Below are 14,242 nucleotides of genomic sequence, written 5' to 3'. Positions count from 1 at the left end.
TCGTTCGGATTTTTTCTTTGGTAGGAATTTAATCGATTGAGTTGCTTCTAGCTTATGTTATGTATCTAACTTGTTTGTCTTTAGCTGGAAATAATGGAGTTATGTCTCAATCTCTCTTTGTTTTAGCAGTTACTCTTCTAGAAAATGCCTTTTGCAAAGGTTATAATAGTAAGTAATAAAAAAGCGAAAAGAAAGGTAAACGAGGGAGGTAGAAATGTTAAAAACGAAGCGGATTCAACAAATTCAAGAGTATGTTTTTGAACATGAATCTGTCTCATTAGATGATTTGGTTTCAGTGTTTGAAGTCTCCAAAAACACGATTCGACGGGACGTTCAAAAGTTAGTGGATGAAGGGCATATTAAAAAAGTATATGGCGGAGTAGCCGTTAATCACGTGAAGCTTGAATCATTTAATGAAAGACAAACAAGAAATCAGTTTCAAAAGCGTTTAATTGCCAAAACGGCAGCTCAGTATGTAGAAGACGGAGACGTCATCTTTATTGATTCAGGAACTACCACGTTAGAAATGATCGAATTTCTAAAAGACAAATCGATAACGATTGTTACAAATAGTTTAGATGTTATAGTTAAAGCCTTGCCTTTTGATGCGCTAAAAGTAATTTCTACGGGCGGCTATCTTGAGCGTGAAACTCAATCATTTTCAAGCTTTAACCATACCAATCCTGTAAAGAATTACAACTTTGATAAAGTATTTATGGCTTCTACGGGTATTTCCATATCAAATGGCGTTACCAATTCATCGCCCGTTGAAAGTGAAATCAAAGAAACGGTCATAAAAAGAAGTACAAAAGTGTTTTTATTAGCAGATCATACAAAATTTGATAAGTATGCAATGATTACGTATTGTCAGCTGCATGAAGTGGATTATTTAATTACAGATAAAGTGGACGTCAGCTATCAGCACTATGCAAAAGAAAATGAGATTACGCTTATCCTTGCGGAAGAATAAGTGTTTTTGAGTGATTATACATATGCTTAGCCTTAGAGCCAGTAGGCATACAAAAGAAGTATGCCTTTTCTTTTTTCTTCACATCGGGCTTATCTAGAGAGCGATTACAGTTGATAAAAAGATAAACTAACAAAATTTTTAAAAAAGTGTTTACAAAGTAAACTGAATATTATAAACTAGGTTCATAGATAAGAAAGCGCTTCTAAAACCAGATGAAATCGATTTCATCAAACGGAGCTACATGTATAATAAAATTGGTTTTACAAGTAAGACAAAGCATAAAAAAATGATGGAAAAGTTAAGGATGAAGTTTGAAAAATATTTTTTTAACACCAAATGAAATCGATTTCATTTGAAAGTGGAATTTATGATGAATTTTCGAGCTTTTCTCCATCTTCAAGCGTTAAAAAGTACAGAGGATGAAAGTGTTTGTCTCATCGCTAAATAGTAGCTGAAACAAAGGAAAGAGCTAGGAAGTAAAAGGATAAAACCTCATTTATCACACCAAATGAAATCGATTTCATTTAAAATGTGAAAAAAGGGTAGAAAAATCAATCTGATGGTGATCAATTTCAGAAGATAAGGTAGGAAGGTATATGAAAACGATAAGATTAACAACGAGTCAAGCTTTAGTGAAATTTCTAAATCAGCAATATGTAGAGTTTGATGGAAAAAAAGAGCGTTTTATCAAAGGAGTATTCACCATTTTTGGACATGGAAATGTAGTGGGGATTGGGCAAGCGCTGCAGGAAAACCCAGGCGACCTTGAAGTATATCAAGGCAGAAACGAGCAGGGAATGGCTCATGCTGCAGTAGCCTTTGCCAAACAAAAACATCGAAAGCAAATCATGGCCTGCTCTTCTTCCGTTGGTCCAGGCTCAGCGAATATGGTTACATCGGCTGCGACAGCTACTGCAAACAATATTCCGGTGCTGCTTTTGCCAAGCGATGTGTTTGCCACTCGCCAGCCGGACCCGGTTCTTCAACAAATTGAACAGACGCATGATTTATCTCTTTCTACAAATGATGCTTTCCGGTCCGTCAGCAAGTACTGGGATCGAGTCAGCCGTCCGGAACAGCTGATGTCGGCTATGATCAATGCGATGCGTGTATTAACAGATCCGGCAGATACAGGAGCCGTTACAATCGCGCTGCCGCAGGATGTACAAGGTGAAGCGTGGGATTTTCCAGAAAGTTTCTTCCGTGAGCGTACCCATCTTATTGAACGCCGCGAACCTTCGCAAGAAAGTATCAGAAATGCAGTGGAGCTAATTAAATCAAAGAAAAAGCCTCTTCTTATTTTAGGCGGCGGCGTTCGTTATTCAGAGGCTGCGAATGCATTTGCTGCATTTGCTGAAAAGTTTCATATTCCATTTAGCGAAACGCAAGCTGGAAAAAGCGGTCTTGAAAGCAATCATCCTTTAAATCTAGGAGGAGTTGGCGTAACGGGTAATAGCGCTGCTAATAAAATAGCGCAATCAGCGGATTTAATTATTGGCGTGGGTACACGTTTTACAGATTTTACGACTTCTTCAAAGCTGTTTTACGCTGAGACGGATGTATTAACCATTAACATTTCTGAATTTCACGCATCAAAATTGGAGGCTACTAAAATTGTCGCGGATGCCAAAGTGGGTCTTGAAGCTCTTTCGTCTGCATTAGAAGGCTATAAATCAGACTATGAAACTGAAATTGAAGAAGCCAAATCAGAGTGGAATCAAGAGCTGGCTCGACTAAAAAATATTGCATACACAGGCGAAGAATTTATTCCGGAAATTAAAGGGCATTTTGATCAAAGCCTGTCGGAGTATAAAGATAGCCTAAGCACCGAACTTGTCCAAACGACTGTGCTTGGTAAAGTAAACGAACTAATTGCACCTGATTCTATTATTACATGTGCAGCGGGAAGCCTCCCGGGTGACCTTCAGCGCATGTGGATCTCAAATGAACGTAATACGTATCACCTTGAATATGGATATTCATGCATGGGCTATGAAATTGCTTCTGCCTTGGGCGCTAAGATGGCTGAGCCGGATAAAGAAGTGTATGCAATGGTAGGAGACGGAAGCTACTTAATGCTTCATAGTGAGCTGGTAACGAGCATTCAAGAAGGAATTAAAATAAATATTGTTCTTTTTGATAATTCCGGCTTTGGCTGCATCAACAACTTGCAGATGGATAATGGAATTGAAAGCTTCGGCACAGAGTTCCGCGTTCGTAACCCGCGGACGGGGCAGCTTGATGGAGATATTATGCGCATCAACTTTGCTCAATCTGGAGCTGCGTATGGAGCCAAAACATACGAAGTGTATACGATGGAAGAACTTGAATATGCCATTGAAGATTCAAAAAAACAAAGTGTCAGTACACTGATTGACATTAAAGTTCTTCCAAAAACAATGACGGACGGCTACGATTCTTGGTGGCATGTAGGAGTAGCAGCCGTATCTGAAAGTTCAAACGTTCAAACGGCGTTTGAAGGCAAAGAAAGCCAGTTACAAAAAGCAAGAAAATATTAATCTTTTAAAAAGCTAGAATATCCAATTTGCTTGATTAAAGAGTGTCCCTAGCATAAACACGCTAAAAAATAAGAAATAGAAAGGTGTGGAAAGGAATGGCTGATTTAATCGTACCAACAAAAACAGCTGACAGTGATGGAAACGTACTAAGCATCACCCCACAATCTGCAGGATGGGAGTACATTGGCTTTGACGTTTACTCATTAAAAAAAGGTCAAACACTTAAAAAAAACACGAAAAATCAAGAGATTTGTATTGTGATTTTAACCGGTAAGTCCAACGTTTCGACAAAAGAAGAGAAATGGGAAAACATCGGACAGCGAATGAATATCTTTGAAAAAACCCCTCCGTACTCCATATATGTATCGAATGATGATCACTATGAAGTAGAAGCTGTAACCGACTTGGAAATTGCGGTATGCGCAGCGCCTGGAAAAGGTACATACCCTGCTCGTTTAATTACACCGCAGGATGTGGGCGTAGAGCATCGCGGAGCAGGAAATATCGCGAGACAAGTCCATAACATTCTTCCGGAACAAAAGGCGGCCGATAGTCTGCTGGTAGTGGAAGTATTTACGCCGGAAGGAAACTGGTCAAGCTATCCTCCTCATAAGCACGATCAAGACAACTTGCCGCATGAATCGTATTTAGAGGAAACGTATTACCATAAAGTCAACCCAGGCCATGGATTTGCGATTCAACGAGTATATACGGACGACCAATCTCTAGATGAAACAATGGTCATTAAAGATGGAGATGCAGTCTTAGTTCCTAAAGGGTACCACCCGGTATCTGCGCCTCCAGGTTATGAAGTTTATTATTTAAACGTCATGGCTGGTCCTGTGCGAACATGGAAATTTAATAATAGTAAAGATCATGAATGGATTATGGAAGAAAAATTAGCATTAAAGTAAGGAGACGACGCGAGTATGAGTTATTTAACATTTGATTCACAAAAGCGATTTGACCTTCTTGCAGTAGGAAGGCTTTGCATCGATTTAAATGCAAATGAATTTAATCGCCCGATGGAAGAAACGATGACGTTTACAAAATACGTAGGAGGATCTCCTGCTAATATCGCCATTGGTCTTTCAAGGCTTGGAATGAAGACAGGCTTTATTGGAAAAGTGTCAGATGATCAAATGGGGCGGTTCAGCACTAGATATTTAAATCAAAATAACATTAACACTGAAGGCATTGTAGTTGATCAAACAGGAGCCGTAACGGGACTTGCCTTTACTGAAATTAAAAGTCCTGAAGAGTGCAGCATCCTGATGTACCGTGATAACGTGGCAGACTTAAAGCTCCATCCAACAGAAGTTTCTGAAGAGTATATTAAGCAATCAAAAGCGCTGCTTATCTCTGGAACAGCTCTTGCTAAAAGTCCTTCAAGAGAAGCCGTGTTTCTTGCTCTTGAATACGCCAGAAAACATAGCGTAGTCGTATTCTTTGATGTCGACTACCGGCCGTATACGTGGGAATCAGAAGCTGAGACTGCCGTCTACTATAATTTAGCGGCAGAAAAATCAGACGTAATTATCGGTACGCGAGAAGAATTCGATATGATGGAAAAGCTTTTAAATTATGAAGAATCAAATGATCAAGTTACAGCTGAACGATGGTTTTCCCATCATGCTAAGATTGTCGTAATCAAGCACGGAGGGGAAGGGTCGATTGCTTATACAAAAGACGGCCAGTCTCATCGAGGCGGCATCTTTAAAACGAAAGTGCTTAAAACATTTGGAGCTGGCGACTCCTACGCATCTGCTTTTATCTACGGGTTAATGCAAGGGTTTACAATTCCTGAAGCGATGAGATTTGGCGGTGCTTCTGCTTCCATCGTTATTTCAAAACACAGTTCTTCAGATGCAATGCCAACTGTAGAAGAAATTAAGCAGTTTATGGAGACAGCCGAAGAAGTTCTGCAACAAGCGTAATCAAAAATTGAGAGGAGAATGAACATGACACAAACAACAGTAAAAACAGTAAAAAACTATATTGGCGGCGAATGGGTGGATTCATCGACAAGTCTGACAGAACCAGTTTATAATCCTGCAACGGGTGAAGTCATTGCAGAGGTACCTCTTTCCACAAAAGCAGATGTAGATCAAGCGGTACAGGCTGCCAATGAAGCCTTCAAAGGATGGGCAAAAACTGCGGTGCCAAAACGTGCACGTATTCTATTTAAATATCAGCAGCTATTAGTAGATAACTGGGACGAGTTAGCGAAGCTTGTGACGCTTGAAAACGGAAAGAGCTTTAATGAAGCACGCGGAGAAGTACAGCGCGGAATTGAATGTGTAGAATTCGCAGCAGGTGCTCCTACGTTAATGATGGGAAAACAGCTTCCTGATATTGCAACGGGCATTGAGTCTGGCATGTATCGCTATCCAATCGGTGTTATTGGCGGGATCACGCCGTTCAACTTCCCGATGATGGTTCCTTGCTGGATGTTCCCTCTTGCAATTGCTTGCGGTAATACATTTGTATTAAAGCCGTCTGAGCGCACGCCGCTTTTAGCAGCAAGATTAGTAGAATTATTTGAAGAAGCTGGATTGCCAAAAGGCGTATTAAACATTGTCAACGGCGCGCATGATGTGGTAAACGGCCTTCTTGAACATAAATTAGTGAAAGCAATTTCGTTTGTAGGTTCACAGCCAGTAGCTGAATATGTGTATAAAAAAGGTACAGAAAACTTAAAGCGTGTTCAAGCATTAGCGGGTGCTAAAAACCACTCAATCGTATTAAACGATGCAGATTTAAACGTAGCAACAAAACAAATTATCGGAGCTGCTTTCGGTTCAGCAGGTGAACGCTGCATGGCAGCATCTGTCGTGACGGTGCAAGAAGGAGTGGCAGATGAATTAATTTCACGACTTGTTCAAGAGTCAAACAACATCGTCATTGGAAACGGATTAGAAAAAGATGTTTTCTTAGGGCCAGTGATTCGTGAAAACCATAAAGAACGTACGCTTAGCTATATTGAATCTGGCGTAGAAGAAGGAGCTCGCTTAGTTCGTGATGGCCGAGAAGATCACGCGGTAAAAGAGAACGGCTATTTTGTGGGACCCACTATTTTTGATAACGTTACACAAGAAATGAAAATCTGGCAAGACGAAATCTTTGCACCGGTGCTTTCTATCGTGCGTGTAAAAACGTTAGAAGAAGCAATTGATGTTGCCAATAACTCCCGATTCGCAAACGGAGCTTGCATCTATACAGACAGCGGCGCAAGCGTACGTGAATTCCGTGAAAATATTGAGTCAGGCATGCTAGGAGTGAACGTAGGGGTGCCCGCACCTATGGCGTTCTTCCCATTCTCAGGCTGGAAAGACTCTTTCTACGGCGATCTTCATGCCAACGGCACGGACGGCGTAGAGTTTTACACAAGAAAGAAAATGGTTACGGCACGCTACTAAGAATTTACTTATCGTACGATGGGATACTAGCGACATTTGCTAGTACCCCGTAGTACAATCGTATAAAAAAATAAAAGTCGTTTTTTTCGCAGTAACAAAATGGAAGTGATTAGTTGAGTGCTATAAGTACCGTCAAAGATAAGTATCTTTTTGCAGCCGTTTCATTTATCTTTTGGTTCTCGCAGTTTATTTACGTACCTATTTTGTCTCCTTATATGGAAGGGCTGGGAGGCAAGTATGCCTTTATTGGTTTAGTGTTAAGCAGCTATGGACTCATGCAGCTATTATGTCGCCTTCCGCTCGGGATCTTTTCAGACTTTGTGAAAGTGAGAAAACCGTTTGTTATCTTCGGCATGATAGCCAGCATGTCAAGCTGCCTGCTATTTTCGTTGACCGATAGCTTAATAGGGGTGTTTATATCACGCTGCTTGGCTGGATTGGCAGCGGCAACGTGGGTTGCCTTTACGATTTTATATTCAAGCTATTTTGAACGTGAAAAAACGACTCGTGCTATGAATATCATTTCGTTTATAGTAGTTTTGGCTCAGCTTTTGGGTATGAGTTTAAGCGGTTACATTGTAAGTGAGTGGGGATGGCATACTCCGTTTTGGATAGGAACAATCTTGAGTGTAATAGGCACTATTCTTTCTCTTTTCATTTACGAGCCCAAAGAGAACGTAAAGAGAGCGCCTATGAAGCTTAGAGAATTAATGAGCGTAATAAAAGAGCCGTCGCTATTAAAAATTTCGCTGCTGTCTATTCTAGCACACAGTATTATTTTCACGACCATGTTTGGTTTTACTCCTGCGTACGCATTAAGCGCAGGATTTAAAGAGAGCGAGCTGAGTTTGATTGTCTTTTCCTTTATGATCCCTCATGCGGCTGCTCCTCTTATTATGGAAAAGCTATTTGTTTGGCGCTTTGGAAAATGGAGCATCTTGAAGGCCGCCTTTTTTCTGGCTGCATTCTTTACCTGTATGATTCCTATGACGGAAAATAAACTTTTGCTTTGTATCATTCAAAGCGTGAACGGGTTTTCATTAGGATTAGTGTTTCCTCTTATGCTAGGAATGTCTATTGAAAGAATAGCTGCAGAAAAGAGAGCTACGGCGATGGGAGGCTACCAAGCGCTGTATGCGTTAGGAATATTCGGAGGTCCTTTTGCTGCAGGAATATTAAATTCTTGGACGGGACTTAAAGCAGGCTTCTTTTTTGCAGCAGCCTTAGGGTTAACCGCTACTGGTTTTGCAGCGGCATGGGATAAGAAAGAAGCGTCATATAAAGTTTTTAAAGCAAAATAAAACGTGGAACCAAGCATTTATTTCTATTTTTAAAGCTCACATATTAAAGGAGGCCATAGATTATGGTGTTGAAAATTGGTGTTATTGGAACAGGAGCAATCGGACAAGATCATATTAGAAGAATTACAAATACGTTATCAGGCGGAAAAATCGTTGCGGTTACGGATGTAAACCAAGAACAAGCAAAAGCTGTGGTAAAAAATCAAAGCTTGGATGCCGTTATTTACGATGATGGACATGAGTTAATTAAATCAGAAGATGTAGATGCAGTTGTTGTTACTTCTTGGGGACCGACGCACGAAGAGTTTGTGCTGGCGGCCATTCAAGCCGGAAAACCTGTATTTTGCGAAAAGCCGCTTGCTACAACGGCAGAAGGCTGCAAAAGAATCGTTGACGCTGAAATTACACACGGCAAGCCGTTGGTGCAAGTTGGTTACATGCGCCGCTACGATACAGGGTATCGCGCTTTAAAGAAAGTGATTGAAAGCGGGCAAATTGGTGAAGCATTAATGGTTCACTGCGCACACAGAAATCCTACGGTACCTGATACATACACGGGCGATATGTCAATTGTTGATACGTTCATCCATGAAATTGACGTTTTGCGCTGGTTATTAAATGACGATTATGTATCTGTTCAAATCGTGGCACCGCGAAAAACGAGCAAGGCACTTAAACATCTGCAAGATCCAATTATGGTGCTGCTTGAAACAAAGCAAGGCGTTCGAATTGATGCTGAGGTTTTTGTAAACTGCCAGTACGGCTATGATATTCAATGTCAAGTAGTAGGAGAAACAGGAATCGCTAATTTACCTGAGCCTTCAAGTGTCGTGTTGCGCAGTGAAGCAAAAAAATCTACTGAAATTTTAGTAGATTGGAAAGATCGATTCATTGACTCTTATGATACAGAGCTGCAAGACTGGATTAACTCAACGCTTAAAGGCGAAGTGAATGGACCTACTGCTTGGGACGGTTACGTTGCGGCCGTTACTTCAGATGCTTGCTTAGAAGCAAAAAAATCAGGAAACATTGTTCCTATTTCGTTAGGTGAACGTCCTGATTTCTACCATAAAACGTTAACTGCAGCAGGCAAACTGTAATTGTAAAAACGGTTTGCTTACAAAACAGCTTAATTAAAACTTAGGGGATGGACACGTCTGGTGTGCATAAAAGAAAGGGGAGCCTTACATTGCGTTTAGCATATGATCCGTCACATTACCGTGACAATACAAGTTTAAAAGATACGATTGATACAGTTGCAAGATTAGGCTATGAATACGTAGAGTTATCTCCGCGCAAAGATTTTATTTGGTTTTATGAATATCCAAAAGTTGATAGACAGCGTATAAAAGACTTAAAAAGATACTGTGCCGATGCGGGGGTAAAGATTTCGTCTGTGCTTCCGGTACAGCAGTGGTCTTCACCAAATGAGCAGGAACGTGAAGCGGCAGTAAGGAACTGGAAGCGTACAATCGAAATTACTTCTGAGCTGGAAGTAGATTTAATGAACAGTGAGTTCAGCGGCGACAAGAGCCGCCCTGTTGAAAGCGAAGCGGCTTTTGTTAAATCGATGGAAGAGCTGATGCCGATTTTTGAAAAAGAAGGAATTAAGCTTAACCTTCAATCGCATCCAAATGATTTTATTGAGTTAAACACAGAAGCAATTGCAATGATTCGTGCGCTGGACAAAGACTGGATTAAATTAGTTTATTCTGTCCCTCATGCTTTCTTTTATGACGATGGCATTGGCGATGTAGCAAAGCATATTGATGAAGCAGGTGATTTGCTTGCACACGTTCTGATTGCCGATACTCTTAACCATAAAGCAGCGTTTGGACTGCGCTATATTGTAAATCCACCTGATGCGAAAGTAACGATTCACCAGCATTTAAATCCTGGTGAAGGAGAAATTGATTTTGACGCACTGTATCGCAAATTAAGAGAAATTAAATTTGACGGCATCGTAACAAACTCTGTATTTGCTTACCCTGATCGACCGGAATGGTCAAACGAAGTAACGTTAAAGTCAATTAGAGAAGGATTAAATATTAAAGAAGGCCTAAACATTTAACGTGATTGACTGAAGTGATGCGAAGCATAACGAGATATGTTTTGCATCACTTTTCATGGTTTATGCTTGAAAGAAGATCAGAACTTGTGGGCATAGCTAGTTTAAAATAGCCTTAATTGTTCTATCCGGACTCCATCATGATGATAAAGAGAGGCTTTATTATGCTAGTAATGTATAATAAAGATAGATGCAAAACGGATAGAACTTTTTATTATAAAATGTTAATTACTACAGATAAAGGTGAGTGAACGTATGTCAGTTAAAATGAGTGATGTGGCCAAACTAGCTAATGTAGCTCCAGCTACTGTCTCGCGAGTTCTTAGTCAGCCCCACCTAGTAAGCAAAGAAACGCAGGAAAAAGTTTTAAAAGCCATTGAAGAATTAAATTATCAGCCCCATATCATCGCAAGACAGTTTAGAAAAAAAGAAACAAAAACCATTTTAGTAGTTGTTCCTGATATTACCCATCCGTTTTTTTCTGAAGTTCTTAAAGGAATTCAGCATACGGCGATTAACAGCGGTTACCGAGTAATTTTAGGAGATACAGAAAATGACATTGAGCGAGAAGGAGAGTTTGTTGATTTATTATTCCAAAAGCAAGCGGACGGCATGATCCTTCTAACAGCCCGCATGGATAAAGACAGAATTGAACAAGTCTCCAGACAGTTCCCTACGGTTCTTGCGTGTGAGTACATTGATGGCTTAGATATTTCTACCGTATCTATTGATAATATTAGCGGGGCGCGAAAAATAACGGAGCATTTAATAAGCCTTGGGCATACCAAAATTGCGCATATCACTGGTCCTATGAATGTTATCTTAAGCCGTGATCGATTAAAAGGATACCGCCAAGCGATGATTAGCCACGATTTACCCGTGGATTCCGCTTTTATTCAAGAAGGAGATTTTAGCCTAGAGTCCGGTTATCATCAAATGATTCGCTTATTATCGTTAGAACAACGGCCAACTTCCGTATTTGTTTTTAACGATGAAATGGCGATCGGAGCGATAAAAGCCGCAAAAGACAGCGGGTTAAAAGTGCCTGAAGATATAGCTGTAGTCGGATTTGATAACTCAAAAATGTCGGATATCATTGAACCGCATATTACAACAATTGAGCAGCCTAAATATGAAATTGGAAAAAAAGCGATGGAATTACTGCTTGGATTAATGAGCGGAAAAGCCTTAGAACAAAAAAAGTTTGTATTAAAAGATGAACTAATCGTACGCGAGTCTTGCGGAAGTAAAGCTACAGTGAAAAATTTTATCCAGCTTGAAGGCTCAGCTAAGAAAATTAACTAGTGCTGTTTACATGCTATGATGTTTTTTGCTGAGAAGTAAACAAGAGAGACCATCACCTTTGTCTTCTCTTGTTTACAGCAAAGCGGAAGGAATACTCTGATAAAAAAGAGAAGGTGACTTTAGTGAGGATTAAGGGAACAGTATTCAAAAAAAGAACATATCCAAAGCATCACTATAAAAGAATGGATCATCTTTCTTTTTTAGAGGTGAAAGATAACATCTCCTTTGATGGCGATGCACTGAAAATTCTTCCTGTTCTTAGCCAAAAATCAATGGAATGCTGGAGTATGGGAGATGAAATTGATGTGGAAGGTGAAATGAAGTATATTCGCATCATTACTTCATTAGGAAAACTCAGCTTGCTGCCTGTTCCGGTGTTTATCGTCAAAACAATTAAAGAAATAAAACCATCTTCTGTAACTAGTTAAGCTATCAGACATAAAACGGCTAATCATCGTCATCAATCATGTTCACATTTTAACGGAATTTAAATTCTGAAATTTCTTATAAATTACAGATTCCTTCAGATAAGAAGGGGGTGAAGCATATGACAGCTAATCTTATCGCGGGGAAAATTTCTTTAAATGAACGTGTTCATCGTACACAAGGAAACGGAGCGTCTTTTCACGTTCATTATTGGGGAGTTATGCCCAAGCACTATGATAATGTCTCTCATAAACATTCTTTCTTTGAGGTGTGTTACGTGCTTGAAGGGAAAGGAATTTATATAGACGACGGGCATCCCTATCCGGTAAAAGAAAATACACTATTTCTTTCAAAGCCCGGCGTATTACACCACATAAAAAGCGATAGGGGGCTTTTTCTCTTGTATGTAGGCTTTGAACTGGTTGAATCAGAATCAACTGAAAAGTGCATCAAGCTAATAGAAGAAGCTAAACGATGTTCTAAAGTAGTAATAGATGTAAAAGAAGATGGAACGGCTCCGTTCATTTGGAAGTTTCTTTTGAACCATGCCGCAAAAGGAGAAGATGTCTTTTTTGAAGAAATACTGACAAATTTAGCTCATTCTCTTATTCTTTCGCTCATAAATACTTTTGTTTTGCCTTTAAATTACCATTATCAGAAAGCTGTTCAAAAGACATCTTCTTTAACCCTTAATCTAGCAAAATTATACATTAAAGATAATCTAGCCAATTCTATTAAACTTACGGATACAGCGACTCATTTACACCTATCTAGCCGGCATCTGTCTCGTCTCTTTAAAACTGAATTAGGTGTCAGCTACTCGGAATATGTACAAAATGAAAGAATTAAAAGAGCTGTGATACTGCTCAAAACAACTGATTTATCGATTAGAGATATTGCTCAAGAAACAGGATTTCCAGATGTTCACTACTTTACGCGGGTTTTTACAGCTTCAATGCGCAGTTCACCAGGACGTTTTCGTAATCTATATACAAAATTAAAAACAACTGCATATAAAGATTAGCCAACTCTTCTTTGCTTACATGTGTCCCAAGCAGAGGAGAGTTATTTTTATGGAATAAAACTAATAAGGTTCAAAAATGTCCTGAAAAGATAAAAAGTAGTCTTCTTAAAGCAAAGACGATTAAGATTCGGAATTATATAATAATAGCTATACTTTATTGAAATTAAATAAAAACGTTTACAATCAGTGTTTTTAGCTTATTGAGATTAAAAGCTGCAGACGAAATTTTTAGGAGGAGAAGACAATGAAATTATCTTATGTAACAGACAGTTTGGGACATTTACCTTTTGAAGAAATGTTAGATGTAATCACAGAGATGGGAATCAATACAATCGAAATGACCACAGGGGGTTGGTCTCCGGCACCCCATTTAAAACTAAATGAATTAGTAGAAAGTGATGATAAGAGAAGTGAATTTTTACATGCATTAGAAAAGCGTAACATCAAGCTTTGTGCGTTAAACTGTTCTGGAAATCCTTTAGATCCAGGTGAACTGGGAAGAGAACATCGGGAAGTAACGGATAAAACGTTTGAACTGGCAAAGTTATTAGGTGTAAAGAAAGTGATCATGATGAGCGGATTACCAGCCGGAAGTCCTGAAGACAAGATTCCAAACTGGATTACGTATACAGTAAGCTGGCCTCCAGTGTTAAAAGAGATTTTAGATTACCAGTGGAATGAAGTAGCCATCCCCTACTGGAAAGAGCTCGTTAAGAAAGCTGAAGCCTGCGATATTGAAAAAATCGCTCTTGAAAACTTCAGCTCTCAACTAGTCTATAACCCTGAAACGTTATTTAAACTTCGTAATGCGGTAGGACCTATCGTAGGATTAAATTTAGATCCAAGCCACTTAATCTGGATGGGCGCAGATCCTATTTTGTCAGCTAGAGAATTAGGAGCAGCCATTCACCATGTTCATGGAAAAGACGTGCGCCTTGAGAGACATCTATCAGGAGTGAACGGAGTGATGGAAACAAAAGAAGTGACGGATGTAGCAAATAGATCCTGGAATTACGTGGCCGTAGGCTGTGGTCAAGATTTACAGTGGTGGAAAGAGTTTTTCTCTGTTGTTAAGATGATGGGCTATGATGAAGAAGTTTCTTTAGAAATGGAAGATTTAACAATGTCAGTTGAAGCAGGGGTTCGAACTTCTATTCAGGCATTAAAACAAACGCTTAGCTTTTAATTTAAAGGAATTTCCACGTTCTAA

12 protein-coding genes are annotated in these 14,242 nt (G+C 39.6%); all 12 read left to right on the top strand.

What is annotated here, in order from left to right:
• Positions 1-214 precede the first annotated feature (214 nt).
• Positions 215-970 carry a DeoR/GlpR family DNA-binding transcription regulator gene (locus tag ACFX4E_RS14260; protein ID WP_098334258.1) on the top strand — a complete coding sequence of 252 codons (756 nt, stop codon included), beginning with the start codon at positions 215-217 and terminating at the stop codon, positions 968-970.
• Positions 971-1,566: 596 nt separating this feature from the next.
• Positions 1,567-3,489, top strand: coding sequence for a 3D-(3,5/4)-trihydroxycyclohexane-1,2-dione acylhydrolase (decyclizing) (gene iolD, locus ACFX4E_RS14255; RefSeq protein WP_098334259.1), 1,923 nt, complete (start codon positions 1,567-1,569; stop codon positions 3,487-3,489).
• 95 nt (positions 3,490-3,584) lie between these two features.
• Positions 3,585-4,403: a 5-deoxy-glucuronate isomerase gene (gene iolB / locus ACFX4E_RS14250; protein ID WP_377238546.1), complete on the top strand. Its 819-nt coding sequence runs from the start codon at positions 3,585-3,587 to the stop codon at positions 4,401-4,403.
• Positions 4,404-4,418: 15 nt separating this feature from the next.
• Positions 4,419-5,426 carry a 5-dehydro-2-deoxygluconokinase gene (gene iolC / locus ACFX4E_RS14245; protein ID WP_098334261.1) on the top strand — a complete coding sequence of 336 codons (1,008 nt, stop codon included), beginning with the start codon at positions 4,419-4,421 and terminating at the stop codon, positions 5,424-5,426.
• A 24-nt stretch (positions 5,427-5,450) separates the two neighbouring features.
• A complete protein-coding gene (locus ACFX4E_RS14240; protein WP_088567568.1) occupies positions 5,451-6,908 on the top strand; it encodes a CoA-acylating methylmalonate-semialdehyde dehydrogenase in 1,458 nt (485 codons plus the stop codon).
• A 113-nt stretch (positions 6,909-7,021) separates the two neighbouring features.
• Positions 7,022-8,209, top strand: coding sequence for an MFS transporter (locus tag ACFX4E_RS14235; RefSeq protein WP_377238545.1), 1,188 nt, complete (start codon positions 7,022-7,024; stop codon positions 8,207-8,209).
• Positions 8,210-8,271: 62 nt separating this feature from the next.
• Complete coding sequence (gene iolG / locus ACFX4E_RS14230; RefSeq protein WP_377238543.1) at positions 8,272-9,309, top strand: bifunctional inositol 2-dehydrogenase/D-chiro-inositol 1-dehydrogenase; 1,038 nt, start codon at positions 8,272-8,274, stop codon at positions 9,307-9,309.
• Positions 9,310-9,398: 89 nt separating this feature from the next.
• Complete coding sequence (locus ACFX4E_RS14225) at positions 9,399-10,280, top strand: sugar phosphate isomerase/epimerase family protein (RefSeq protein ID WP_043981194.1); 882 nt, start codon at positions 9,399-9,401, stop codon at positions 10,278-10,280.
• A 252-nt stretch (positions 10,281-10,532) separates the two neighbouring features.
• On the top strand, positions 10,533-11,582 hold the full coding sequence (locus tag ACFX4E_RS14220) for a LacI family DNA-binding transcriptional regulator (protein ID WP_048019454.1): 1,050 nt from the start codon (positions 10,533-10,535) through the stop codon (positions 11,580-11,582).
• Between the two features lie 122 nt (positions 11,583-11,704).
• A complete protein-coding gene (locus ACFX4E_RS14215) occupies positions 11,705-12,010 on the top strand; it encodes a hypothetical protein (RefSeq protein ID WP_377238542.1) in 306 nt (101 codons plus the stop codon).
• Between the two features lie 119 nt (positions 12,011-12,129).
• Entirely contained in the window at positions 12,130-13,032 is a 903-nt protein-coding gene (locus tag ACFX4E_RS14210; protein WP_098580015.1) for an AraC family transcriptional regulator, read from the top strand.
• 244 nt (positions 13,033-13,276) lie between these two features.
• Positions 13,277-14,218: a sugar phosphate isomerase/epimerase family protein gene (locus ACFX4E_RS14205; protein ID WP_098334267.1), complete on the top strand. Its 942-nt coding sequence runs from the start codon at positions 13,277-13,279 to the stop codon at positions 14,216-14,218.
• The last annotated feature ends 24 nt before the right edge of the window (positions 14,219-14,242 follow it).

Origin of the sequence: Priestia sp. YIM B13491 (genome assembly GCF_042787605.1) — a bacterium.
In the GTDB taxonomy this organism is placed as follows: Bacteria; Bacillota; Bacilli; order Bacillales; family Bacillaceae_H; genus Priestia; species Priestia megaterium_E.
This window is presented reverse-complemented; position numbering and strand designations above follow the sequence as displayed.